Consider the following 24952-nt stretch of genomic DNA (forward strand, 5'->3'; position numbering starts at 1 on the left):
GTTAATGTTCTCTGTCGTTATGCTTAGTAGGCGGAACGGGGTCGTAACCACCGTCATTTAAAGGATGACATTTTAATAGACGTTTCGCCGCTAACCAACAACCTTTTAGCGCTCCATGCATTTTTACAGCTTCGATCGCATATTGAGAGCAGGTCGGAGTGAAACGACATCGTGGCCCAAGGAGAGGACTGATTGCCATTTGGTAAAAGCGGACTAGTCCAACGACTAGCCACGCGAAGGGCGAGACAGGCGATGCCATAACTTATCTAACAACTTGAAGAGTTCTTCGTTGCTCAACTCGTTAGCTGATTTCTTTGCAATCACTACGAAGTCTTTTGCTGGAAGCTGATGTTGTTTCAGACGAAAACTTTCACGCACAATGCGTTTAAAGCGATTTCTATCTACAGCAGTTTTAATCTGTTTTTTTGGAACAGCCAGACCAAGACGGGGGCAGTTTAGTTCGTTAGAACGGGCAAGAATAGTTAAGTGAGGAGAGCCAGCACGATGAGCTTGCTGGAAGACAGTTTTATAATGTTCGGGAGTTAACAAGCGTAACTCCCGAGAAAAAGCGTAGTTCTTCAAAATAATCGTCGATGATTACTTAGAAAGACGCTTACGGCCTTTAGCGCGACGTGCATTGATTGTTGCACGACCGTTCTTAGTAGCCATGCGAGCACGGAAACCGTGAGTACGCTTACGCTTAAGAACAGTTGGTTGGAAAGTACGTTTAGACATTTTGTTACCTTAAATTAACTGATCAGTTTTTAAGTGTGTTACCAGTCTTTGACTTAAATTAGTCAAACACCTCTAACAAAGAGGCGGAATTGTAATCACTGACTAACAAAGAGTCAATAAATATACGTGTAACTGGCAACGGGCGCTGCATTATACTTTTTATTAGCCGAAGTTCAAGGATCCTTATTGGATCTCAATTTGTGTTCAGAACGCTTGTGGCCGTAGATCCTTAGGTTGACTGAAGATCTGGTGTGGTGGTCCTTGCTCGACAAATTCGCCGTCAGCGATGACGATCACGCTATCGGCGACTTCACGGGAAAACTGTAATTTATGAGTAACGATCAACATGGTTTGCTGTTGTTGCGCTAATTGATTGATCAAGCTTAATACTTCATTTACCCATAGGGGGATCCAACACTGATGTTGGCTCATCAAGTAACAATCATTCAGCGTCTAATACCATTGCTTGACCAATGTTAATACGTTGTTGTTAACCGCCTAAGAGCGCTGCTGGATAAGCGTTGGTTTCGATCACCCCCTATTATAATTGCAGCACGAATACTTTCAGACATGTAAGCGGCATAATGCAGGCTAAGACTCATCACGGCTGCGCTAAATGCATCTAGCCCGACCAAGCTTGGTATGATCTGAGGTAAGCCGTAACCAAGTAAAAATTAAAATCAAAACCCATAATGATGTCCGTTATGCTGATGGAATGAAAGATAAGAGAGAGCCACTATTGGGCTAAACTATCAATGGTGGGGTCGTGATTATTATTGGGTTGGTATTGTTATCAAGCCCTTTGGTTGAAATAGTATCAATACGCCCTGTTTATCATTGTCCAAACAATCCAGAGAAACTCGCGATAACAAATTTAACCTTATAGTCATTACGTTGACTTATCTCATTCCATAGGTTGACTTCAAATCCCTGTAATTTGTCGTTACTAACAAATGTAAAAGGGAAATAACGTCCTGACATACCGACTTTTACCATAGTTTCTGCCATAACGCTGGTGGTAGAACATGCAACCCGTGTAGTGGCAACCATGGTCGGTGTAATCCCATTTTTTATTCGATATTTACCTTTTATTCGTCGTGTTTTATGTGCGTAATCAATTCTGTCTTGGCACTAAATAATAATTAACAGCTATCTGAAATAACTATTTGTTTAATTGCTAGCATATTACCGTGTGTCATCATGTCTTTTTTGTCTGTCTGAGCGAGGAAATTGATAGAAAAGGTTACCCACAATGAAAACTTTTCCCTGTGGATGATAATTGGCGATGATAAAATGGTCATTCTTAAGTAAAAATAGCATTAAACGGGGAATGAAAGACTTATCTTTGTGCTAGCTGTGTTAATATAGCTGTGGGTAATGGTGGGTTAATTTGTGCTGATCTTACATCTTGTTGTGCGATCTATGTGCATAAGTTCGATCTTATTCACTGGATCTGCGATCTCTTTACTGGTGATCCTTGTTCAGCGAGTATAAAATTATCTTCCTTTTATGTTTTGTTTATTCAGTGTGGAGTCTACCTTGTCATCTTCGCTATGGTTGCAGTGCCTTCAACGCCTTCAAGAAGAACTCCCTGCGACAGAATTCAGTATGTGGCTACGTCCGCTTCAGGCTGAATTAAATGATCATACTTTGACATTATTTGCTCCTAATCGATTTGTATTAGATTGGGTTCGCGATAAATATCTTAATAACATCAATCGTCTACTTAATGAGTTTTGTGGTGCAGATGCACCGAGCCTGCATTTTGAAGTTGGGAGCAAACCTGTTGCAGCACCGCCGCAGCCAGTTGCGCCTCCTGTTTTTACTTTGCCAAAATCAAAACCTGAAGTAGAACCTCAACCAGCCGTCCACCATGAGCCAGCGTCTGCGCCTTCTCCGGTGCAAAATGAATCGCCAGGTGGATACCGTTCTAACGTCAACCCAAAACATAATTTTAATAATTTTGTTGAAGGTAAATCTAACCAGTTAGGTTTAGCGGCGTGTCGTCAGGTATCTGATAATCCGGGAGCGGCGTATAATCCATTGTTTTTATATGGCGGTACCGGGTTAGGTAAAACGCACCTATTGCATGCGGTCGGTAATGCGATTGCTAACCGTAAACCGAACGCCAAAGTGGTTTACATGCATTCAGAACGTTTTGTGCAGGATATGGTCAAAGCCTTACAAAATAATGCGATTGAAGAGTTTAAACGTTATTACCGTAGCGTTGATGCATTATTGATTGATGATATTCAATTCTTTGCTAATAAAGAGCGTTCTCAAGAAGAGTTCTTCCATACCTTTAATGCGTTATTAGAAGGTAATCAGCAAATCATTTTGACTTCAGATCGTTACCCGCGTGAAATTAACGGGGTTGAGGATCGATTAAAATCACGTTTTGGTTGGGGCTTAACGGTGGCAATTGAGCCGCCAGAGCTTGAAACACGCGTTGCTATTTTAATGAAGAAGGCGGAAGATCATAATATTCGTCTGGCTGATGAAGTGGCGTTCTTTATTGCTAAGCGTCTTCGTTCAAATGTCCGCGAATTAGAAGGGGCATTGAACCGTGTTATTGCCAATGCAAACTTCACAGGTCGTGCGATCACGATTGATTTTGTTCGTGAAGCATTGCGTGACTTACTAGCACTGCAAGAAAAGCTGGTCACGATAGATAATATTCAGAAGACTGTTGCTGAATACTATAAAATAAAGATGGCAGATATGTTGTCTAAGCGTCGTTCTCGCAGTGTTGCACGTCCTCGTCAGATGGCAATGGCACTGGCAAAAGAATTGACCAACCACAGTCTTCCTGAGATCGGTGATGCTTTTGGTGGTCGCGATCATACTACCGTGCTTCATGCTTGCCGTAAGATCGAGCAACTGCGTGAAGAGAGCCACGATATTAAAGAAGATTATTCAAACCTAATTAGAACATTGTCGTCTTGATATGAAATTTACCGTCGAACGCGAATATTTATTAAAGCCTTTACAACAAGTTGCTGCGGCACTTGGTGGTCGTCCATCATTGCCGATTTTAGGTAATATCTTGTTGAAAGTAGAAGATGGTTGCTTGTCGATGACGGGTACCGATCTTGAAGTTGAACTTATCGCCAAGGTTGCCCTTGAAGGGGACTATGAATCCGGTACGGTTACTGTACCTTCTCGTAAGTTCCTCGATATTTGTCGTGGTTTACCAAGTAATGCCACTATCTCGGTGAGTTACGAAGGTGATCGCGTACTTATTCGTTCAAGCCGTAGCCGTTATACATTAACCACACTGCCTGCTGCTGATTTCCCAAATATTGAAGATTGGCAAAGCGAAGTTGAATTTACGCTTGAACAAGGCCGTATGCGTCAGTTGATTGATAGCACGCAGTTTTCAATGGCTAACCAAGATGTTCGTTACTACTTAAATGGTATGTTGTTTGAAACTGATGGTCAGCATTTACGATCAGTCGCAACTGACGGCCACCGTATGGCGGTGTGTGCGATTGATACAGGTCATGAATTACCAACGAAGCAAATTATCGTACCGCGTAAAGGGGTATTAGAGTTGGTTCGTCTATTTGATAACCCCGAATCGTTAGTCAACATTCAAATTGGTAATTCAAATATTCGCGCGACAGTGAACAACTTTGTCTTCACATCTAAATTAGTTGATGGACGTTTCCCTGATTATCGTCGCGTTATGCCACAAAATAGCACTAAGTTTGTTGAAGCTGGTTGTGAAGAGATGCGTAATGCATTTGCTCGTGCGGCGATTCTATCAAACGAAAAATTCCGTGGTGTGCGGGTTAACTTGTCTAATGGTGAGATGCGTATTACTGCAAACAACCCAGAGCAAGAAGAAGCGGAAGAGTTTCTTGATGTTGATTACCAAGGCGATAGCTTAGAAATTGGTTTTAACGTGAGCTATGTGTTGGATGTATTAAACACCCTTAAATGCGATCAAGTTCGTTTGTCATTATCTGATGCTAATGCGCCGTCGTTAATTGAAGATGCCACTAACGATGAAGCCATGTATGTGGTGATGCCTATCAGACTATAGGTATGGCACTTACTCGTTTGATGGTGCACGACTTTCGTAATATTGCATCGTGTGATTTAGCATTAGCTGCTGGTTTTAACTTTTTAGTGGGTGCTAACGGTAGTGGCAAAACCAGTGTATTGGAAGCTATCCATTACTTAGGTCATGGGCGTTCGTTCCGTAGCCACTTAACGAGCAGAGTGATCCGTCATGAACAGGCCGAGCTGTTTATTCATGGCCGAGTAGTTGATAACCAAACTCAGTTAATGCTGCCGATTGGGATCAACAAAAAACGTGATGGGACAACTGACGTTAAAATAGCAGGGGAGTCCAATCAAAAATTGGCACAACTTGCGCAGATTTTGCCATTACAGTTGATAACCCCTGAAGGATTTGATTTATTAATCGGCGGTCCTAAATACCGCCGAGCGTTTATCGATTGGGGTGTGTTTCATGTTGAACCTAAGTTCTATAATGCATGGGCGCGCTTAAAGCGATTAACCAAACAACGTAATGCCTTATTAAAAACTGCCCGCAGTTATCGAGAGCTCAGTTACTGGGATCAAGAGCTTGCCTTATTGGCAGAAGAAATAAGTGTATGGCGTAAAGATTACATTTCTGCGGTAAAAGAAAAAGCCGCAGAGATATTTCAGGTTTTTCTCCCTGAATTTGATATTCAACTCGGCTTTTACCGAGGCTGGGAAAAAGAAACACCTTATGCTGAGTTGTTGCAGCGCAATTTTGAACGTGATTGCCAACTCGGCTATACCGTAAGTGGGCCACACAAAGCTGATTTACGGATAAAGGTTGCCGGTACGCCTGTTGAGGACGTGTTGTCTCGTGGACAACTGAAATTGATGGTGTGTGCTTTGCGCTTAGCGCAAGGTTTACATCTTACAGAAGCGACTGGCAAACAATGTATTTACCTTATTGATGATTTTGCTTCCGAATTGGATAGCCACAGGCGAGCGTTGCTAGCGCAACGATTAAAGGAAACGAACGCCCAAGTCTTTATCAGTGCTATTAGTGACGATCAAGTTGCCGATATGCTTGATGAAAATGGCAAGTTGTTCCATGTGGAACACGGTAAAATAACCGCAGGATAATTAAAGCGAGAGTAACTCAATGTCCAATAATTACGATTCATCAAGCATTAAGGTGCTTAAAGGCCTCGATGCGGTACGTAAGCGCCCAGGAATGTACATCGGTGATACCGATGATGGTACTGGCTTGCACCACATGGTTTTTGAGGTTGTCGATAACTCTATCGATGAAGCTCTTGCTGGTCACTGTGAAGATATCATTGTTACTATCCATGAAGATGGTTCGGTATCGGTAAGCGATGACGGTCGTGGTATTCCAACCGAGATGCATGAAGAAGAAGGTGTATCAGCAGCAGAAGTTATCATGACGGTACTTCACGCCGGTGGTAAGTTCGATGATAACTCTTACAAAGTATCGGGTGGTCTACACGGTGTAGGTGTATCAGTTGTTAACGCCTTATCTGAAAAAGTAGAGCTAACTATTCAACGTGGTGGCCATATTTACCAACAAGTGTACCGTCATGGTGTACCTGATGCGCCATTGGCTGTGATCGGTGATACTGAAAAAACCGGTACACGAATCCGCTTTTGGCCAAGTGAAGACACCTTTACCAATATCGAATTCCACTACGATATTCTAGCAAAGCGTTTACGTGAGCTTTCATTCCTAAACTCTGGCGTATCAATCAACTTAAGTGATGAGCGTGAAGAAGGTAAAGAAGATCACTTCATGTATGAAGGTGGTATTCGCGCATTCGTAGAGCACTTAAACCGTAACAAAACGCCAATTCATCCGAAGGTTTTCCACTTTGATAGTGAGCGTGATGACGGTATCTCAGTTGAAGTTGCGATGCAGTGGAACGATGGTTTCCAAGAAAATATTTACTGCTTTACGAACAACATCCCTCAACGTGATGGTGGTACGCACTTAGCGGGGTTCCGTGGTGCGTTAACACGTACGCTGAACTCGTTCATGGATAAAGAAGGCTACTCGAAGAAAGCGAAAGCAGCGACATCGGGTGATGATGCACGTGAAGGTTTAACTGCAGTTGTTTCTGTTAAAGTGCCGGATCCTAAGTTCTCTAGCCAGACCAAAGATAAGCTAGTTTCAAGTGAAGTCAAAGCGGCTGTTGAATCTGCAATGAACGAAAAGCTGGCGGAATTCTTATTAGAAAACCCAAGTGATGCGAAAACCGTATGTAGCAAAATCATTGATGCATCACGCGCGCGTGAAGCGGCACGTAAAGCCCGTGAAATGACACGTCGTAAAGGCGCATTAGATTTAGCAGGTCTTCCTGGTAAACTTGCAGATTGTCAGGAAAAAGATCCTGCAGTATCTGAACTTTACATTGTGGAAGGGGACTCTGCTGGCGGTTCAGCCAAGCAGGGACGTAACCGTAAAAATCAGGCAATCCTACCGCTTAAAGGTAAGATCCTTAACGTAGAAAAAGCCCGTTTCGACAAGATGCTGTCTTCACAAGAAGTGGCAACACTTATCACGGCAATGGGCTGTGGTATTGGTCGTGACGAGTACAACCCAGATAAACTGCGTTACCACAACATCATCATCATGACCGATGCCGACGTCGATGGTTCGCACATTCGTACGCTACTATTGACCTTCTTCTACCGTCAAATGCCAGAGCTGATCGAACGTGGTCACATTTATATTGCTCAGCCACCACTTTACAAAGTGAAGAAAGGTAAGCAAGAGCAATACATTAAAGATGATGAAGATATGAACCAGTACCAAACGACATTGGCACTGGATAACGCATCATTGTTTGCCAATGATGGCGCACCAGCAATGACGGGTACAGCATTAGAAAGTCTTGTTACTCAATATAATGCAGGTATGAAGTTAATTGAGCGTATGAGTCGTCGCTACCCATCATTGATGTTAAATGAGTTTGTATACCAACCTCGTTTAAGTACAGAGATGATGGCTGAAGAAGCACAAGTAGAAGCATGGTTAACACCATTGATTGCTGCACTTAATGCTAAACAATCTGGTGAAAGTCAGTACAGCTTCGAAGTCATCCGTGATGAAGAAAACAATGTGTACCTACCTAAAGTTGTGGTTCGTACTCACGGTGTTGATCACGAATACTTACTCAGCTTTGATTTACTGAATTCAAAAGAGTACGCGAAGATCGCTGATCTTTCTGAAGCATTAAACGGTTTACTTGATGATACTGCATTTGTTCAACGTGGTGAGCGTAAGCAAGCGGTTTCAAGCTTTAAAGATGCGTTGGAGTGGCTGAACAAAGAATCACGTCGTGGTCTTTCTCTACAGCGCTACAAAGGTCTAGGTGAAATGAACCCAGAGCAGCTTTGGGAAACAACGATGGATCCTGAATCTCGTCGCATGATGCAAGTAACGATCAATGATGCGGTTGCAGCGGATGAACTGTTTACCTGTCTAATGGGTGATCAGGTTGAACCTCGTCGTAACTTCATCGAAGAGAATGCACTGAAAGTTGCTAACCTTGACGTGTAGCACAAACGTATAGTTTGGCTTTCAAGCTCAATAAAAACGCCGCTAGTGATAGCGGCGTTTTTTATTTATTCATATTAACTAAAAAGCGGTTATTCTGCGTAAGCTTTAGCTACTTCTTCTGCAATAATCGTAATACCACGCTGCATTGCTTCATCATCTTGGACATAGTTCATGCGTAAGCATTCATGACTATGTGCCCACTCATCTTGTAATCCGATAAAGAAATATTCACCAGGCACGATCAGTACGCCACGTTGTTTTAAGCGTTGATACAGTACCTTCGTGGTGATCGGTAAATCTTCAAACCATAGCCATAAGAAGATAGCGCCTTCAGGTTTGTGAATTTTAAATCGAGGATCGGGGATAGCTTGGCGCAGTAATTCAACGGCGCGTTGCACCTTCTGATGATAAAACGGCTTAATCACGTTTTGGCTCAGTGGTAATAGTTCTTGCTGGTGGATCATTTTCGTTGCCACCGCAGGGCCAATACTACCAGGCGCTAAGTTGACGATACCATTGATGTTAGACAAAGCAGTAACCATGGCTTCATTGGCAATCACGATACCGCATCGGACACCGGGTAACCCAAGTTTGGATAAGCTCATGCACAGAATGGTGTTGTTATCCCAAAACGGTGTTACCTCTTCAAAGATAATATCAGGGAAGGGTAAGCCGTAAGCATTGTCGATAATTAATGGGATCTGGTGCTCTTTAGCCAGTGCTGCTAAATGTTCAATTTCTTTATCTGTAAGTACATTGCCAGTCGGGTTAGTAGGACGAGAGGCACAAATTGCTGCGATGCTGTCATCGATGACGAGTTTGCTAAAATCGACATGGTATTTAAAAAAGCCATCTTCCAACATGCTGATTGTAGGTTGGTACGAGATAAACATATCAGGGCTTAAACCGGCATCTGCGTAACCAATGTATTCTGGCGATAACGGCAGTAATATTTTCTTCTTTTTGCCATTTTCAAATTCACCTGCCAGCAAGTTAAATAAACTAAAGAATGCACTTTGGCTGCCATTGGTTAAGACAATATTTTTCGAACTAATTTCCCAACCGTATTGTTGCTGTAACAGTGCAGCAAGCGCATCTAGAAAGCGATCTTTACCTTGTGGGCCATCATAGTTAGTCATCGACGCGGTAAGCTCACCTGTAATTGCCATGTCTTTTAATAGCTCGGTAAAGTAGTGATTCATGGCTGGGATTTGCGCTGGATTTCCACCACCGAGCATGATGGCATTGGGATTGGTGAGTCCATTGTTGAGATCTTGCATTAATAGAGTGATCCCAGAATCACCTGCAAACTTATTACCAAAGCGCGAAAAGTCCATTACGTTTACAACCTCAGTGTCGATATTTAGTTCTTGATGTAAGTGCTATCAATATGATGGCTTATTGAGCGTAACATAACGTATTGTTCGGTTCAGAAAAAGTTGAAATATTATCGGTTGGTGATGGTCGGTGCTGTGGATTTCACTGTATATCAAGGTGGTTGTACGCGTATTTAATATAAGTAAAAAGATGTTCCACATGAAACAATAGATAAGATACAGCAGAATCAAGGCGAAAAAAAACCACGCCGGAGCGTGGTTTTTAATAACGTCAGTAACCTTATTTTTGCAGTAGAGAGATATCTGCTACTTTCAAGAATTGGTTACGTAGTAGGTTAAGTAGTGCTAGACGATTAACTTTAAGTTTTTCGTCATCAGCCATCACCATTACGTTATCGAAGAATGCATCGACAGGCTCACGAAGTGAAGCAAGCTCTGTCAGTGCTGTTTGGTAATCGCCAGTAGCAAAGACAGGTTCAAGGGCTGTTACAACCGCTTCAACTTTTTCAGCTAGCTCTTTTTCCGCAGCTTCAACAAGTAGGCTGTTATCAACTGTAGTTGGGAGCTCACCGTCAAACTTCGCAAGGATGTTGCCAACACGCTTATTCGCTGCTGCTAGTGACTCAGCAGCATCAAGCTCACGGAAGTGGCTTACCGCTTTAACACGCTTATCAAAGTCGGCTGGTTGAGTTGGGTGCATCGCAAGCACAGCTTGGATAACATCAATACTAAAGCCTGCATCTTGGTACCATGCACGGAAACGGCCAAGCATAAACTCAATGACATCTGAATCAACGTTGTTGTTGGTTAGCTTGTCACCAAATAGTGAGTGCGCTTTCGCGACTAGATCAACTAAGTCTAAGTCGTAGCCATTTTCAACGATGATACGTAATACACCTAGCGATGCGCGACGAAGTGCGAAGGGATCACTACCTTTTGGTGCTTGACCAATACCGAAGATACCTACAATCGTATCTAGTTTATCAGCCATAGCCACGGCTGATGATACAGGTGTGCTTGGAAGTTGATCGCCAGCAAAACGAGGCATGTATTGCTCGTTAAGTGCTAGTGCAACATCTTCAGCTTCGCCGTCGTGACGTGCATAGTGCATACCCATTACACCTTGCGTATCTGTAAATTCAAATACCATAGATGTCATTAGGTCACATTTCGCCAGTAGACCAGCACGTTTTGCGTTAGTTACATCAGCACCGATCTTGTCTGCAATGTAGCCAGCAAGCTCAGTAATACGATCTGTCTTGTCTTTAATTGTACCCAATTGCTTTTGGAAAATCGCAGTCTCTAGTTGAGGCAGGCGATCAATCAACTTGCTCTTAAGGTCAGTATTAAAGAAGAACTCAGCATCCGCTAGACGAGGACGAACCACTTTCTCGTTACCTGAGATAATTTGGCTTGGATCGTTAGAGATGATGTTGGATACGAAGATGAACTTAGGCACAAGTTTGCCTTCCGTATCGTAGACAGGGAAGTACTTCTGATCACCTTTCATGGTGTAAACTAAAGCTTCAGAAGGAACCTTTAAGAATTCCTCTTCAAAAGATGCTGTTAGTACCACAGGCCACTCAACAAGAGAGGTCACTTCTTCAACCAGATCATCTTCAAGATCTGCAATACCGCCAACAGCTTCAGCTGCTTTTTTCGCATCAGCTAAAATGATCGCTTTACGCGCTTCATAATCAGCCATTACTTTACCGCGCTCTTCTAAGATAGCAGGGTATTGATCCGCGTTGTCGATAGTAAACTCAGCTTCACCCATGAAGCGGTGACCACGGATAGTACGTGCTGAAGCAACACCTAAAATAGTGCCTTCGATTAGCTCGTCACCCAATAGCATGGTCAGTGTTTTCACTGGACGGATAAACTGAGTTTCTTTATCACCCCAACGCATTGGACGTGGGATTGGCAGTTTAGCCAGTGCAGCAGCAGCCAGTTCAGGTAGTAGTGTTTGGGCTGGTTGGCCTTTGACTTCTTGCTTGAACAGTAACCATTCGCCTTTATCGGTAACCATGCGCTCTGCTTGATCAACCGTAATACCATTACCACGAGCCCAACCTTGAGCAGCTTTGGTTGGTTTTCCGTCAGCGTCGAATGCTGCTGATACCGCAGGTCCACGTTTTTCAACCACTTTGTCTGGCTGGTTTTCAGCAAGACCCGTTACTTTAAGGGCTAAACGACGAGGAGCGGCATACCATTTGATACCATCATGAGGTAGATCTGCGGCTTTTAATTCAGCTTCAAAGTTAGCAGCAAAAGCTTCTGCTAGGGTACGTAATGCTGTTGGTGGTAGCTCTTCCGTACCGAGTTCGATTAAGAAATTCTTATGTGTCATGGCGATCCCTTACTTGTCTTTTTTACACATTGGGAAGCCAAGTGCTTCACGAGATGCGTAGTAAGCTTCAGCAACTTGTTTAGTTACGTTGCGAATACGCAAAATGTAACGTTGACGTTCAGTTACAGAGATCGCTTTACGTGCATCTAATAGGTTAAATGCATGAGCGGCTTTTAGAATACGCTCGTAAGCAGGCAACGGTAGTGGTTGCTCTAGCTCTAGTAGTTTGATTGATTCTTTTTCACATTGATCGAAGAATGTGAATAGGAAGTCGACATCAGCGTGCTCAAAGTTGTACGTTGATTGCTCAACTTCGTTCTGGTGGAAAATATCACCATACGTCACTTTGCCTAAAGGACCATCAGTCCATACTAGGTCGTAAACAGAATCAACGTTCTGAATGTACATCGCAAGACGCTCGATACCGTAAGTGATTTCACCTGTTACAGGTTTACACTCAAGGCCACCAACCTGCTGGAAGTAAGTAAACTGTGTTACTTCCATGCCGTTTAGCCAAACTTCCCAGCCTAGACCCCAAGCACCCAATGTTGGGTTTTCCCAGTTGTCTTCAACAAAACGGATGTCGTGCACTTTAGTATCGATACCGAGTACTTCTAATGAGCCTAAGTACAGTTCTTGAATGTTGTCTGGCGATGGTTTTAGCATCACTTGGAACTGGTAGTAGTGCTGTAGACGGTTAGGGTTTTCGCCGTAACGACCGTCAGTTGGTCGGCGAGATGGTTGTACATACGCTGCTGCAATTGGTTCTGGACCTAGAGCACGTAAACATGTCATTGGGTGAGAAGTACCTGCGCCCACTTCCATGTCTAGGGGTTGCACAATAGTACAACCTTGTTGGCCCCAGTAATCCTGCAGCGCGAGGATCATGCCCTGAAAGGTTTTAATATCGTATTTCTGCATTGTCAGCTTCGCGAGATTAGTGGATTAAAAAGAGTAATAATCCAGTATACCTCGCCAACCCTGAGGCGAGTAGGGGCAGTGCGTGTTTTTTACACATCTGTTGGGGGATTTACCAAAATTCTTCCAGCTTTTCTCCTTTTTTATTTTGCATTAAGGGAATTTTTACATTCTTTTGATGCCTCATATACCGTTGTTGATTACAATACATAAAAAGTATTATTAGGTTTAATGGCCTAGTAGCATAAATTTCAATTTTTTCGATCTTCGGATCGAGTATACGGATACTTAAAAAAGATGGCTCAAATTCAAGCAATGGCATCTAAAAAGTGGGTGCGCGCTGCAGTACTTTCTGTTGTGGCTTCTGTAACTATGGCTGGTTGTTCAACTGTAAATCCATACACAGGTGAATCACAAACAGCGAAAGGCACTGGTGGCTCAATCATTGGTGCACTTGCTGGAGCTGCAATTGGTGTTGCTTCTTCAAGCAAGCACGACCGCGGTAAAGGTGCTCTGATTGGCGCTGCTGCTGGTGCTGCACTTGGTGGCGGTATTGGTTACTACATGGATGTGCAAGAAGCGAAACTACGTCAGCAATTAGCATCTTCAGGTATCAGTGTTACCCGTGATGGTAATAACATCATTCTTAACATGCCAAACGAAATTACGTTTGGTTTTGATCAGGCAAACTTAAATGATCGTGCGATGAATGCTCTGCATAACGTAGCGATTGTGGCTAAAGAATACGAAAAAACACAGTTAAATGTATTAGGTTTCACTGATAGCAAAGGCGCTGAAGCATACAATCTTCGCCTATCTCAAGTTCGTGCAGATGCGGTTGCTAACTACTTAATCCGTCAAGGTGTGAATGCTAATCGTGTGGTATCTCAAGGGCGTGGTGAGTCTAATCCAATCGCTTCTAATAGTACGGCGAACGGTCGTGCGCAAAACCGTCGTGTAGAAATTATTCTTTCTCCACTAGGTTAATTTTACCTTTAGCGTGATCAAACGGTGAGCGTTGGCTCACCGTTTTTGTATCTATAGAATGATCATTAATGGTTAAAATACCCGCTTTTCTTTGTTACACTTAGCTTTCCTTTGGGGAGTAGCCTCTCGCACTTTGCGAGATAATTATCAACATAATCGAAGCAAAATCTTCGTGGTAATTATGATTTATCCAGCGCGATAAATTTGGCAAGACCAACGGCAAACAACACAAACCGGGGTGGGAGTGTATGTTTTGCTATTGGTATCAATAATTCCCGCCCCAGAGAGTATGTTGTGAGTGTTTTAGCTGTTTCTATTACGTCTGTTGCTTTAGCCGAAATTGGTGATAAGACCCAACTTTTATCCCTACTGTTAGCCAGTCGATATCGCAAACCCTTTCCCATTATTTGTGCCATTTTTCTTGCGACTATCGTTAATCATGCATTAGCTGCATGGCTTGGTGTCGCTATTGCTGATTACTTAACACCGAATATTTTAAAGTGGGTGTTAGTGGTGAGTTTTATTTTAATGGCTGGCTGGATCTTAATTCCCGATAAACTCGATGATGAAGAAAAATTATCAAATCGAGGCCCTTTCATTGCCAGTTTTATTGCGTTCTTTATCGCGGAAATTGGTGATAAAACCCAAATCGCTACGACGATGCTAGGGGCGAAATACCATGATGCACTAATGTGGGTTGTGCTTGGTACGACGATTGGAATGTTGTTGGCCAATGTTCCCGTGGTTCTTATTGGTAAGTTATCAGCTGAAAAAATGCCGCTAGGACTGATACGCAAAATTACTGCTGCGCTCTTTATTTTCTTAGCTGCAGGTGCTGCGTTTGGTATGTAGATATCACTGATCGTTTCATGTGAAACATGACTTTATTGCCTAGCAGGAGTCAGTGTTTTGTTTCATTATGATGAAGTGTGATAGCACGATAAGAAGCGTTAATTCTCTCATGCTAGAGTAAATGAAGTTATGTCATTGGTTCGTTTTGCTGTAATTGCAGGAGGGAGTATGGCTCAGTTTCTCGCGCTATCGCTGAAAAGCCAATGTTGGTTATTTCACTTGGCATTGGTGCTGAATATCTTTGGTATGGTCTTAACGGACATGTGGCTTCCTATGGTAGTAGGGGCGCTTGTTACCTTATATCTGGCGTTAGATTCATTAGTTCGATTGCGTTATGTCTTACCGCTTAAAAAAGAAATACGTGATTTGCATAATGAGTTAGCAGCATTACGTCAAAAAATGAATGATGTGTAGTGTTCTTTCACGTTAGAGATAATGTGATAGTAATTAAAAAGGCAGCCTAATTTAAAGGGCTGCCTTTTTTGTTATTTATTTTGGTATTTTTGTCAGTGCTTAGTTGGTGCCTTTTTGGATCAAAAAGCGATAAGGAACGCTTTCTGTTTCTGCGGCAAGCAGTGTGTGATCCATAAAGCGGCAAAAACTGGGAATATCGCGTGTCGTTGACGGATCGTCAGCCAATACCAATAGGGTTTCGCCTTCGGCCATTTTCCTTACCGTTTTACGAACCATCATCACAGGCTCAGGGCAGCGTAGTCCTTGCGCTTCTAGGCTGTGGGTCGGATTATCAAAAATAGCAGTCATAACATACACATCTAATTAGTAAGTGGTAGATCATACTTATGGACAAGAATTAATCAATAACACTTGGCAAATCAAGATATACTGTGTAACGTAATTAACAAGTTATTAACTTTTCTTTCTGAAGGATTAGGGGGAAGTAGTATGCTGACATCAATGGATAGACTGACAATTTATGCCGTGCTGTGTTTTATCTCGTTCTGCACCATCATGTTAACCAGTTCAAATGATATGGGCATTTTTGCTATTGGCGGCCTGTTTTCAGCGGCTCTTGGATTATGGTTTGAACTGACCAGCGATGCTGAATTGGAAGAAGAAAACTAATTTATTCATAACCAACACCCATCATCTTGGGTTTTCCCGCGATTAAAGCGGGATTTTTTTTATCTATCCCCTCATAATATTGTCACATTTGATTAATTCCGAGTCCCTGAGAGCCTGATGGAACTAGAAGAAGTTTATCGTCGTGACTTAAATTTGTTGGTAGCACTGAAAGTTCTTTTGGATGAAGGAAGCGTTAGTCGTGCAGCTGTTCGTTTGAATTTAAGCCAATCAGCCATGAGCCGTGTGTTAGGTCGATTACGTGATTTATTACATGATCCCTTATTTACCCGACAGGGGCAGGCACTAATTCCAACTCAACGAGCATTAGAGATCAATGAGCTGTTAAATGACCCTTTGGAGTCGTTACGTCTTTTATTAACGCCTAATGATTTTCAGCCTAGCCAGTGTGATCAGCGGTTCAAAATTGCGACAACAGACTATGCGATGCAAACCATTTTGCCTTTTGCTTTGCCGCGAATTTATCAAGAAGCGCCACATATCTCATTAGAGTTTGCACCACTGCAACATGATCACCTATTGGGGCAATTAACCAGTGACGGTTGTGACATGGCAATTTGTCGCCCTGTTGGAGATATTGATTCACTTTGTCATCAGCAACTTGGTTTAGTGAGTGTATTTTGCTTGATAGCATCCGATCACCCGTTAGCTAATAAGCCCTTAACGTTTGATGATTACCTGACGTACCCTCATGCCATGATAGCGATTAGTGATGGAGTTAAGTCATTAATTGATGATGAGTTGCGTGGCTACCCTGAACTTAAATTGGTGCTACGGGCATACCACTTAGAAGCCGCATTAGCGGTGCTCAAGATCATGCCGCTGATTATTACCGTTCCTGCCGATCTCGCGTATTTAGTCGCAGAACGTTATGACTTGGTGGTTAAACCGCTGCCGTTTGAGTTTAAACCGTTTGATTACTCTCTTATTTGGCATTCACGGTGTGAGCATTCAGCATCGCAAATATGGCTACGTAATATTATAAAAGAAGAGTGTAGTCGGCTGATTGATTCGCGGATCCTTGATATGGGTTTAATAAAGTAGCGGATAACAAAAAGGCCAGCACAATGACTGACCTTCTTAGTTGGTGTGGGGTTATCGATTAAAGCTTGATAACGACACGACCTGTGATTTGACCATTAGTGATCGCTTCAGCACATTCTGCAACTTCTTCAAGTTCTACTTCGCGACAAGCTTGTTCAAAGTAGCTTGCTGGTAGAATTTCAGATAGACGTTGCCAAGCTTGTTGACGTTTCTCGAACGGACACATTACAGAATCTACACCTTGTAGGCGAACGTTACGAAGAATAAATGGCATTACTGTTGTTGGTAAATCAAAACCGCCAGCAAGACCACAAATAGCAACCGCACCATTGTAGTTAATTTGGCTCAATACTTTTGCCAATACTTTGCTACCAACAGTATCAATAGCACCAGCCCATAGTTGTTTATCTAATGGGCGAGCAGGCTCTTCAAATACGCTACGCTCAATAATTGTTGTTGCGCCAAGCTTTTTCAGTAGGTCGCCATTAACTTCTGCGCGACCTGTCACTGCCGCTACTTTGTAGCCTAGTTGAGAAAGTAAAGTCACAGCAACAGAGCCAACACCGCCACTTGCACCTGTAACTAAAATTTCACCGTCTTCTGGTTTTACATCAGCATCAATAAGCGCTTGTACACAAAGCATTGCTGTTAAGCCTGCAGTACCAATCATCATGGCTTGCTTGCCATCGAATTTTTCAGGTAGCGGTACTAACCAATCTGCTTTTAGGCGTGCTTTTTCTGCCATGCCACCCCAGTGACCTTCACCGACACCCCAGCCAGTTAAGACAACTTTATCACCAGCTTTGTAACGGTTATCTGAAGACTCAGCGACAGTACCCGTTAGATCGACACCTGGAACCATTGGGAATTGACGAACAATGCGACCTTTACCGGTGATCGCTAAACCATCTTTGTAATTCAGTGAAGAGTAATCAACATTAATTAATACATCACCTTCAGGAAGCTCTGATGTTTCTAGCTGACGAATACCTGCAATTGTTTTTTTATCTTCTTGTTCTAGTACGAGTGCTTTAAACATAGCAATGCTCCGGTAAATTCATGTTCGACAGTGAATGTAAGATAAGTGTATATCGACTTTTAGTGATGAATAAAATGAAACTTAATCATGGTATCTATGTACACCTAGCATATATTCGTTGAAATCGTCTTTTATCTTTTAGGTAGATAGTCTGATTGAGTATATCCCTAATATAAAAAATAAATAGCGAGAATAAAAAAAGCTTACCGTGAGGGTAAGCTTTTTGTGTCAGAAGCGTGTCTATTATTCTACGCGTTCAAAAATGGTCGCAATACCTTGACCAAGACCAATACACATGGTCGCTAAACCAAACTCAACGTCATGGCTTTCCATTAAGTTTATTAATGTGGTTGAAATACGAGAGCCTGAACAGCCAAGAGGATGCCCAAGTGCAATCGCACCGCCATTGAGATTGACTTTTTCATCCATTTTATCGAGTAGACCTAAGTCTTTTGCGCAAGGGAGCGATTGCGCTGCAAAGGCTTCATTGAGTTCTATCATTCCGATGTCATCGATGGTTAAGCCCGCTCGTTTGAGTGCTTTTTGAGTTGCAGGTACTGGGCCATAGCCCATAATCGAAGGATCGCAGCCTGCAACGGCCATCGATTTTACGCGCGCACGAATACGGAGCCCTAAATCACGAGCATGTTGCTCATCCATTAATAACATAGCAGATGCACCATCAGATAAGGCCGAAGAGGTACCTGCGGTAACCGTACCATTAACGGGATCGAAAACAGGGCGAAGCTGACTCAAGGTTTCTACGGTGGTTTCAGGACGAATAACTTCATCGGTTTCAAAGCGCTTTAAAATCCCATCGCTATCGTGACCTTCTGTGGCGAGTATTTCGTTATTAAAACGTCCTTCAACTGTGGCTGCGTAAGCTCGTTGATGAGAGCGTGCAGCAAAGGCATCTTGCATTTCTCGACTGATACCATGCATTCGACCTAGCATTTCAGCGGTTAGTCCCATCATACCTGCCGCTTTTGCAACGGATTTTGACAGACCCGGGTGGAAATCAACACCATGGTTCATTGGTACATGTCCCATGTGTTCAACGCCACCGATAATGCACGTTTTCGCGTCACCAACCATGATTGCGCGGGTTGCATCATGTATCGCCTGCATTGATGAACCACATAAGCGATTAACCGTTGTCGCACCAACAGAATGGGGAATGCCTGCTAAGAGTGCGGCATTACGTGCGACATTAAAACCTTGCTCTAAGGTTTGCTGAACACAGCCCCAGTAAATATCTTCAATATTGTTTGGATCGAGTTGTGGGTTACGCTCAAGCAAACCTTTCATTAAGTGAGCAGAAAGATCTTCGGCGCGAACGTTCCTATAAGCCCCAGCTTTTGAACGTCCCATCGGGGTGCGGATACAATCAACAATTACAACGTTATTCATAATGATGCCCTCATCCTTAAGCGTTCAGGTTAGTGGTATGGTTATAGTACGTTTCGCCTTTAGTGGCTTTTTCTCGTAGTCCTTTTGGTACTTCATACAATGCACCTAATTCGGCATATTGATCGGCCAGTGCAACATAATTGGCAAGCCCTAAGCTATCAAGGTAACGGAACACACCACCTCTAAATGGTGGGAAACCTAAACCGTACACCAACGCCATATCGGCTTCGGCTGGCGTGGCGATAATGTTTTCTTCTAAACAACGCACCACTTCATTAATCATAGGGATCATCATACGAGCGATAATAGCGTCGCTGGTAAACGCTGTATTTGGTTGGCAAACAGGGGCGAGAAGTGCTTCTGTCTTATCTGACACGGCTTTTTTCGGTTTACCTTTACGATCGATAGAGTAGCTAAAGAAACCATGGCCGTTTTTCTGACCGAAACGCTGTGCTTCAAACATCACATCAATGGCATCTTTACCATTTTTCCCCATACGATCAGGGAAACCTTCTGCCATGACCGCTTGCGCGTGATGCGCCGTATCAATACCGACAACATCGAGTAGATAAGCAGGACCCATTGGCCAACCAAACTCTTTTTCCATGACTTTATCGATTTGAATGTAATCAGCCCCATCTTTAAGCAATAAGCTAAAGCCAGCAAAGTAAGGGAAGAGCACGCGGTTCACAAAGAACCCTGGGCAGTCATTAACAACAATTGGTGATTTACCCATTTTCGCAGCATAAGCGACAACGCGATCAATGGTCTCTTTTGATGTTTTTTCACCGCGAATGATCTCAACTAATGGCATGCGATGAACGGGGTTGAAAAAATGCATGCCACAGAAATTTTCAGGACGTTTAAGTGATTTGGCTAGTAGGTTAATTGGAATAGTTGAGGTATTTGAAGCAATCACGGTGTCGTCGGTAACTTGGTTTTCAACATCAGCTAATACCGCCGCTTTTACTTTTGGATTTTCAACGACAGCTTCCACTACGATATCGACACTGTCTGCGCCAGCGTAATGTAAACTCGGAGTAATGGATGACAGAACGGAAGCCATTTTTAAACCATCAATACGCTTACGCTCAAGTTGTTTATTTAACAGCTTGGCCGCTTCATTCATGCCTAAGCTCAATGAAGCTTCAGCAATATCTTTCATTAAAACAGGCGTGCCTTTTAGCGCTGATTGATAGGCGATACCACCACCCATAATACCTGCGCCTAATACCATGGCGTGCTCTGTCGGTTTTGCTGATTTTGACGCTTTTTTGGCTTGGCTTTTAATATATTGATCGTTTAAGAAAATGCTAACCAATGCTTGAGCAACATCGGTTTTGGCTAATTGAACAAAATGCTGGTTTTCTATCACTAATGCTTCATCTCGAGCGCATCGTGCGGCTTGTTCGATAGTAGCCACAGCAGCCATAGGTGCAGGGTAATGTTTACCAGCGACTTTGGCGACCATACCTTTGGCTGTCGAGAAGCTCATAGTGGCTTCTATTTTATTAAGCGAGAGCGGTGCTTGTTTTTGTTTTCGACGTTGTTGCCAGTCTAGTTTTCCTTCAATCGCACTTTTTATCATTGCCAGTGCGGCGCACTTCAAGTTGTCAGTTTCAACAACAGCATCAACCAGTCCCAACTTTAAAGCGTCTTGTGCTTTCTTATCTTTACCTGCGGTAATGATTTCCATTGCTGAATCAGCACCAATTAAACGCGGCAGTCTTACAGTGCCACCAAAGCCCGGCATGATCCCTAGCTTGGTTTCAGGCAGGCCAATACGTGCTTTGGTGTCAGCAACACGAAAATCTGTAGCAAGTACACACTCACAACCGCCACCTAACGCATAACCATTAATGGCTGAAAGCGTCGGTACAGGGAGATCTTCAAGCTTATTAAAGATGTCATTGGCATGAGAAAGCCATTGTGAAAGTTCTTGTTCTGGTTTGGCAAATAGTCCGAGAAACTCAGTAATATCCGCACCGACAATAAAGGCGTCTTTTGCTGAGGTAATGATTACCCCTTTTAAATCGGGTTGCTGATACAACGCATTAAGTGCTTGGTTGAAGCTTTCCAGTGTCGAAATATTGAATTTATTCACTGGGCCTTGAGCATTAAGGTTGATCTCCGCAATACCATCTTCCAGATAGCTAACGGATAGGGTTTCACCTTGGTAAATCATGTTCTATCTCCATATGTTCCAGTCTACGCTGGATTTGGTTTGATTTAACTGGTTTGACCTGTTGTAGGTATAAACTAAGTGTGAACCCTAAAAGAAACAAATTCAAACACTAATTTAAACATTTGTTTAACATTTATGATAAATGACTCAACTTCAAGACAAGGTGTGAGTTGACGCATGGCGTAATAACAGGGTGTTAACGACAGCACTATGAGATAGAGAGGAATGTGGTATCCTGCCACCCCTTTATCATTAAGGCGTAAATAATGTCGAATTCTGAACCTTATCTTGTTCCTACTGCAGAAGTGATATTTGAAGAAGAGATCAAGAAAAGTCGCTTTATTACTTATTTAGCGCATACCCCTAATATTGAGGCTGCGAAACTGTTCGTACAGCAAATTAAAGAGCGTCACCATGATGCGCGCCATAATTGCTGGGCATTTGTCGCTGGTCGCCCGAGTGACTCAATGAAATGGGGGTTTAGTGATGATGGCGAACCATCAGGCACCGCTGGTAAGCCTATATTGGCCCAGCTAACAGGCTCTGGTGTTGGTGAAATGACCGCTGTTGTAACACGTTACTATGGTGGTATTCGTTTAGGTACTGGTGGGTTAGTAAAAGCTTATGGTGGTGGGGTACAGCAAGCCCTGACATTACTCGAAACAAAAGAAAAAGTGATCACTTCAACATTGCATTTGAGTTGTGAATATAATCAAGTGTCTTTAGTTGAAGCATTATTAAGTGAATACAATGGCACTCAGTTACATGCCGATTATGGTAATCAAGTCACTATGCAGATAGAGCTAGATAATCGTATAGTGGAAGAGTTTCGTGCCAAATTAACCAATCGTAGTGGCGGGCGCATCATTGTAGGCTCGGCTTCAGATACATAATCATTTCCATATTAAGGTGAGAGCCGCTTAGGCCATGCAATTTCGTTCAATTATTCGAATCGTCGGGCTATTGCTCGCGTTATTTAGTGTCACCATGCTTATCCCTGCACTGGTGGCATTGATCTATCGTGATGGTGCGGGTTTCCCGTTTGTCGTGACGTTTTTTATTCTTATTACAGGTGGTGGCTTATTGTGGCTACCAAACCGACAACATCGCCATGAACTAAAAGCTCGAGACGGTTTTCTTATTGTTGTCTTATTTTGGGTGGTTATTGGTAGTGCCGGTGCAATCCCATTTTTATTATCTAAAACACCTGATTTGTCAGTCGCAGACTCCTTTTTTGAATCATTTTCCGCGCTGACAACCACAGGAGCGACCGTTATTGTCGGCCTTGACTATCTGCCTAAAGCGATTTTGTTTTATCGCCAGTTATTACAGTGGTTTGGTGGTATGGGGATCATCGTACTTGCTGTCGCCATTTTACCCGTACTGGGTATCGGTGGGATGCAGTTATATCGAGCAGAAATTCCGGGACCGGTAAAAGACAGTAAGATGACGCCGCGTATTGCTGAGACAGCAAAAACCTTGTGGTATATCTATCTTGCCTTAACTATTGCTTGCGCACTCGCATTTTGGTTAGCAGGGATGTCAGCTTTTGATGCTATCTCACATAGTTTCTCAACTATCGCTATTGGTGGTTTTTCTACCCACGATGCCAGTATCGGGTATTTTAATAGTCCCACGATTAATATGATCACCGTGGTGTTTCTTTTAATTTCAGCGTGTAATTTTTCTTTGCACTTTGCAGCCTTCGGTAATGGTGGTGTGCACTTAAGAACCTATTGGCGTGATCCTGAGTTTCGCGCATTTCTCGGTGCGCAGGTGATTTTATTTGGTATCTGCTTTGGTTTATTACTCAAACATAGCCCTTATGATTCCTATTTTACGGCGTTTGATCAGGCGTTATTTCAAACCGTATCTATCTCAACGACCGCAGGGTTTACGACCACAGGATTTTCTGACTGGCCGCTTTTCTTACCGGTGCTGCTTTTATTCTCTTCATTTATAGGAGGATGTGCAGGCTCAACGGGTGGCGGTATGAAAGTGATAAGAATTTTACTACTTTCTTTGCAAGGTGTACGTGAATTAAAACGTCTTGTTCACCCGCGTGCGGTTTACACTATTAAGTTAGGTAATAAAGCATTACCTCAGCGAGTCGTTGATGCTGTATGGGGTTTTTTCTCGGCTTATGCCTTAGTGTTTGTGGTTTGCATGTTGGCATTAATCGCGACCGGGCTTGATGAGCTGACTGCATTCTCAGCTGTTGCAGCCACACTTAATAATTTAGGCCCCGGTTTAGGAGAAGTCGCTGTCCACTTTGGTGAAGTTAATGATTCCGCAAAATGGATATTAATTATTGCGATGTTATTTGGTCGATTAGAAGTCTTTACATTATTAGTTTTATTTACGCCGACATTCTGGCGTAACTAAAGGAGCACTTATGGAAAAGGTATTGTTGCTGCATTCGAGTTGTGAAGGGCAAACTAAGAAAATCTTAAATCATATTGAGCAACAATTAGGTGAACAGTACCACTGTGACTATGTAGACATTCATAGTGAGCCCAATGTTGATTTTAATTTGTATGATCGTGTGCTTGTTGGCGCCTCTATTCGCTATGGTCACTTCAATAAGAAACTGTATCGATTTATCAATAAATACCAACAAGAACTGTCACAATATAATGTTGCTTTTTTCTGTGTGAATCTTACTGCACGTAAAGAAGGCAAAGATACGCCAGAGGGCAGTGCTTATATTAAGAAGTTCTTAATTAAGTCACCATGGCATCCTGTGTTAATCGGCGTTTTTGCTGGCGCACTAAGATATCCCCGTTATAACTTATTTGATCGCACAATGATTAAGTTAATTATGAAAATCACAGGTGGAGAAACGGATACGACGAAAGAGGTGGAATACACGGATTGGAATAAAGTGAGCGATTTTGCTACGCAATTTATGCAGCAACGGAATGAAAAATAGGGAGTTGATTGCTTTTTGAACTAACGTGCTCTTTTTTAAAAGAAAAGTTAATTATTGCTTGCTAAGCCTCATTTTGTCTCTATAATGCCGCCACATCGACGCGATAACGGCTTCCAGTAAGGATTTCGGGAAGTGACGATAGGATGAAAGATTTAATAAAATAAGTTGAAAAAAGTGTTTGACACGACAGCTTATTTCGCTAGAATGGCCATCCACTTCAACGAAAGCCTGAAACGTTTAAAAGTTTTAGTTTCGCTGAAGATTGTTCTTTAACAATTTGACCATGCAATCTGTGTGGGCACTCGTTGAAAAGTTAAGTCGAAAGATTTATCAATGATACTAGTGACCAAAACGATAGAAATATCGGCACAGTCAATTCAAATATCCTAACTAGCTTTTAGTTAGCGGTATTTTAACAGTATTCATTGAGCCGGTCGAAAGACCACAAAAACTTTAATTGAAGAGTTTGATCATGGCTCAGATTGAACGCTG

General features: G+C 42.7%; 23 protein-coding genes and 2 pseudogenes. 12 read left to right on the forward strand and 13 right to left on the reverse strand.

Annotated features, from left to right (window positions below; translation table 11 throughout):
* Nucleotide 1: 1 nt before the first annotated feature.
* From yidD to C9J45_RS16270, 6 genes and pseudogenes are all read right to left on the reverse strand, one after another.
* On the reverse strand, nt 2-259 hold the full coding sequence (yidD, locus tag C9J45_RS16245; protein WP_107291264.1) for a membrane protein insertion efficiency factor YidD: 258 nt from the start codon (nt 257-259) through the stop codon (nt 2-4).
* Nucleotides 226-582 carry a ribonuclease P protein component gene (gene rnpA / locus C9J45_RS16250; protein ID WP_005372259.1) on the reverse strand — a complete coding sequence of 119 codons (357 nt, stop codon included), beginning with the start codon at nt 580-582 and terminating at the stop codon, nt 226-228. The genes yidD and rnpA overlap by 34 nt, the downstream gene beginning before the upstream one ends.
* A gap of 15 nt (nt 583-597) precedes the next feature.
* Nucleotides 598-735, reverse strand: a complete 138-nt coding sequence (gene rpmH, locus C9J45_RS16255) for a 50S ribosomal protein L34 (protein WP_005372258.1) — start codon at nt 733-735, stop codon at nt 598-600.
* Nucleotides 736-939: 204 nt separating this feature from the next.
* A complete protein-coding gene (locus C9J45_RS16260) occupies nt 940-1167 on the reverse strand; it encodes a hypothetical protein (RefSeq protein WP_233217798.1) in 228 nt (75 codons plus the stop codon).
* A gap of 53 nt (nt 1168-1220) precedes the next feature.
* Nucleotides 1221-1409: pseudogene (locus C9J45_RS21795) on the reverse strand (amino acid ABC transporter permease); the annotation flags it as partial.
* A 166-nt stretch (nt 1410-1575) separates the two neighbouring features.
* Nucleotides 1576-1785, reverse strand: a pseudogene (locus C9J45_RS16270) (transporter substrate-binding domain-containing protein); the annotation flags it as partial.
* Nucleotides 1786-2274: 489 nt separating this feature from the next.
* Here C9J45_RS16270 and dnaA point away from each other — a divergent pair.
* The 4 genes from dnaA to gyrB are packed head-to-tail and all read left to right on the forward strand — an operon-like array spanning nt 2275 to nt 8305.
* The gene (dnaA, locus tag C9J45_RS16275; RefSeq protein ID WP_107208098.1) at nt 2275-3681 is read left to right on the forward strand and encodes a chromosomal replication initiator protein DnaA; all 1407 of its coding nucleotides are present in this window, start codon (nt 2275-2277) and stop codon (nt 3679-3681) included.
* Nucleotide 3682: 1 nt separating this feature from the next.
* Nucleotides 3683-4783 (forward strand): DNA polymerase III subunit beta, encoded by a 1101-nt coding sequence (dnaN, locus tag C9J45_RS16280; RefSeq protein ID WP_005372253.1) that lies wholly within the window; start codon nt 3683-3685, stop codon nt 4781-4783.
* A gap of 2 nt (nt 4784-4785) precedes the next feature.
* Nucleotides 4786-5868 (forward strand): DNA replication/repair protein RecF, encoded by a 1083-nt coding sequence (gene recF, locus C9J45_RS16285; RefSeq protein ID WP_107247615.1) that lies wholly within the window; start codon nt 4786-4788, stop codon nt 5866-5868.
* A gap of 19 nt (nt 5869-5887) precedes the next feature.
* Nucleotides 5888-8305, forward strand: a complete 2418-nt coding sequence (gyrB, locus tag C9J45_RS16290; RefSeq protein WP_107208099.1) for a DNA topoisomerase (ATP-hydrolyzing) subunit B — start codon at nt 5888-5890, stop codon at nt 8303-8305.
* Nucleotides 8306-8394: 89 nt separating this feature from the next.
* Here gyrB and C9J45_RS16295 read toward each other — a convergent pair whose 3' ends face one another.
* The 3 genes from C9J45_RS16295 to glyQ form a co-directional block, all read right to left on the reverse strand.
* Nucleotides 8395-9642, reverse strand: a complete 1248-nt coding sequence (locus tag C9J45_RS16295; protein WP_107208100.1) for a valine--pyruvate transaminase — start codon at nt 9640-9642, stop codon at nt 8395-8397.
* Nucleotides 9643-9922: 280 nt separating this feature from the next.
* Entirely contained in the window at nt 9923-11992 is a 2070-nt protein-coding gene (gene glyS, locus C9J45_RS16300; protein ID WP_107208101.1) for a glycine--tRNA ligase subunit beta, read from the reverse strand.
* A 9-nt stretch (nt 11993-12001) separates the two neighbouring features.
* Nucleotides 12002-12913 carry a glycine--tRNA ligase subunit alpha gene (gene glyQ / locus C9J45_RS16305; protein WP_005372243.1) on the reverse strand — a complete coding sequence of 304 codons (912 nt, stop codon included), beginning with the start codon at nt 12911-12913 and terminating at the stop codon, nt 12002-12004.
* Nucleotides 12914-13207: 294 nt separating this feature from the next.
* Between glyQ and C9J45_RS16310 the strand changes: the two genes are divergently transcribed.
* The 3 genes from C9J45_RS16310 (at nt 13208) to C9J45_RS16320 (ending at nt 15163) form a co-directional block, all read left to right on the forward strand.
* Nucleotides 13208-13897: an OmpA family lipoprotein gene (locus C9J45_RS16310; RefSeq protein ID WP_107247611.1), complete on the forward strand. Its 690-nt coding sequence runs from the start codon at nt 13208-13210 to the stop codon at nt 13895-13897.
* 294 nt (nt 13898-14191) lie between these two features.
* A complete protein-coding gene (locus C9J45_RS16315) occupies nt 14192-14749 on the forward strand; it encodes a TMEM165/GDT1 family protein (protein WP_107208103.1) in 558 nt (185 codons plus the stop codon).
* Between the two features lie 168 nt (nt 14750-14917).
* Nucleotides 14918-15163 carry a hypothetical protein gene (locus C9J45_RS16320; RefSeq protein ID WP_199187142.1) on the forward strand — a complete coding sequence of 82 codons (246 nt, stop codon included), beginning with the start codon at nt 14918-14920 and terminating at the stop codon, nt 15161-15163.
* Nucleotides 15164-15262: 99 nt separating this feature from the next.
* On the opposite strand, the gene tusA is transcribed toward C9J45_RS16320, so the two are convergent.
* Complete coding sequence (gene tusA / locus C9J45_RS16325) at nt 15263-15511, reverse strand: sulfurtransferase TusA (protein WP_005372237.1); 249 nt, start codon at nt 15509-15511, stop codon at nt 15263-15265.
* A 141-nt stretch (nt 15512-15652) separates the two neighbouring features.
* Here tusA and C9J45_RS16330 point away from each other — a divergent pair, with 141 nt between their 5' ends.
* The gene (locus C9J45_RS16330) at nt 15653-15832 is read left to right on the forward strand and encodes a hypothetical protein (RefSeq protein WP_005372235.1); all 180 of its coding nucleotides are present in this window, start codon (nt 15653-15655) and stop codon (nt 15830-15832) included.
* A gap of 117 nt (nt 15833-15949) precedes the next feature.
* On the forward strand, nt 15950-16894 hold the full coding sequence (locus tag C9J45_RS16335) for a LysR family transcriptional regulator (RefSeq protein WP_107208105.1): 945 nt from the start codon (nt 15950-15952) through the stop codon (nt 16892-16894).
* A 58-nt stretch (nt 16895-16952) separates the two neighbouring features.
* Here the strand turns inward: C9J45_RS16335 and C9J45_RS16340 are convergent, their stop codons facing one another.
* The 3 genes from C9J45_RS16340 to fadB form a co-directional block, all read right to left on the reverse strand.
* Nucleotides 16953-17933 (reverse strand): MDR family oxidoreductase, encoded by a 981-nt coding sequence (locus C9J45_RS16340; RefSeq protein WP_105061244.1) that lies wholly within the window; start codon nt 17931-17933, stop codon nt 16953-16955.
* A gap of 243 nt (nt 17934-18176) precedes the next feature.
* Nucleotides 18177-19343 carry an acetyl-CoA C-acyltransferase FadA gene (gene fadA, locus C9J45_RS16345; RefSeq protein ID WP_107208106.1) on the reverse strand — a complete coding sequence of 389 codons (1167 nt, stop codon included), beginning with the start codon at nt 19341-19343 and terminating at the stop codon, nt 18177-18179.
* Nucleotides 19344-19359: 16 nt separating this feature from the next.
* A complete protein-coding gene (gene fadB / locus C9J45_RS16350) occupies nt 19360-21528 on the reverse strand; it encodes a fatty acid oxidation complex subunit alpha FadB (protein WP_105061242.1) in 2169 nt (722 codons plus the stop codon).
* Nucleotides 21529-21794: 266 nt separating this feature from the next.
* On the opposite strand from fadB, the gene C9J45_RS16355 reads away from it, so the two are divergent.
* Genes C9J45_RS16355 through hemG form a run of 3 tightly spaced genes read left to right on the forward strand, consistent with a single transcriptional unit; the run spans nt 21795 to nt 24460 of the window.
* Nucleotides 21795-22421, forward strand: a complete 627-nt coding sequence (locus tag C9J45_RS16355; RefSeq protein WP_107247607.1) for a YigZ family protein — start codon at nt 21795-21797, stop codon at nt 22419-22421.
* 34 nt (nt 22422-22455) lie between these two features.
* Nucleotides 22456-23913 (forward strand): TrkH family potassium uptake protein, encoded by a 1458-nt coding sequence (locus C9J45_RS16360; protein WP_107208109.1) that lies wholly within the window; start codon nt 22456-22458, stop codon nt 23911-23913.
* A gap of 10 nt (nt 23914-23923) precedes the next feature.
* Nucleotides 23924-24460, forward strand: coding sequence for a menaquinone-dependent protoporphyrinogen IX dehydrogenase (gene hemG, locus C9J45_RS16365; protein WP_107291267.1), 537 nt, complete (start codon nt 23924-23926; stop codon nt 24458-24460).
* Nucleotides 24461-24952 lie beyond the last annotated feature (492 nt).

The organism is Photobacterium sp. GB-1, from assembly GCF_003026165.1.
Lineage (GTDB): Bacteria > Pseudomonadota > Gammaproteobacteria > Enterobacterales > Vibrionaceae > Photobacterium.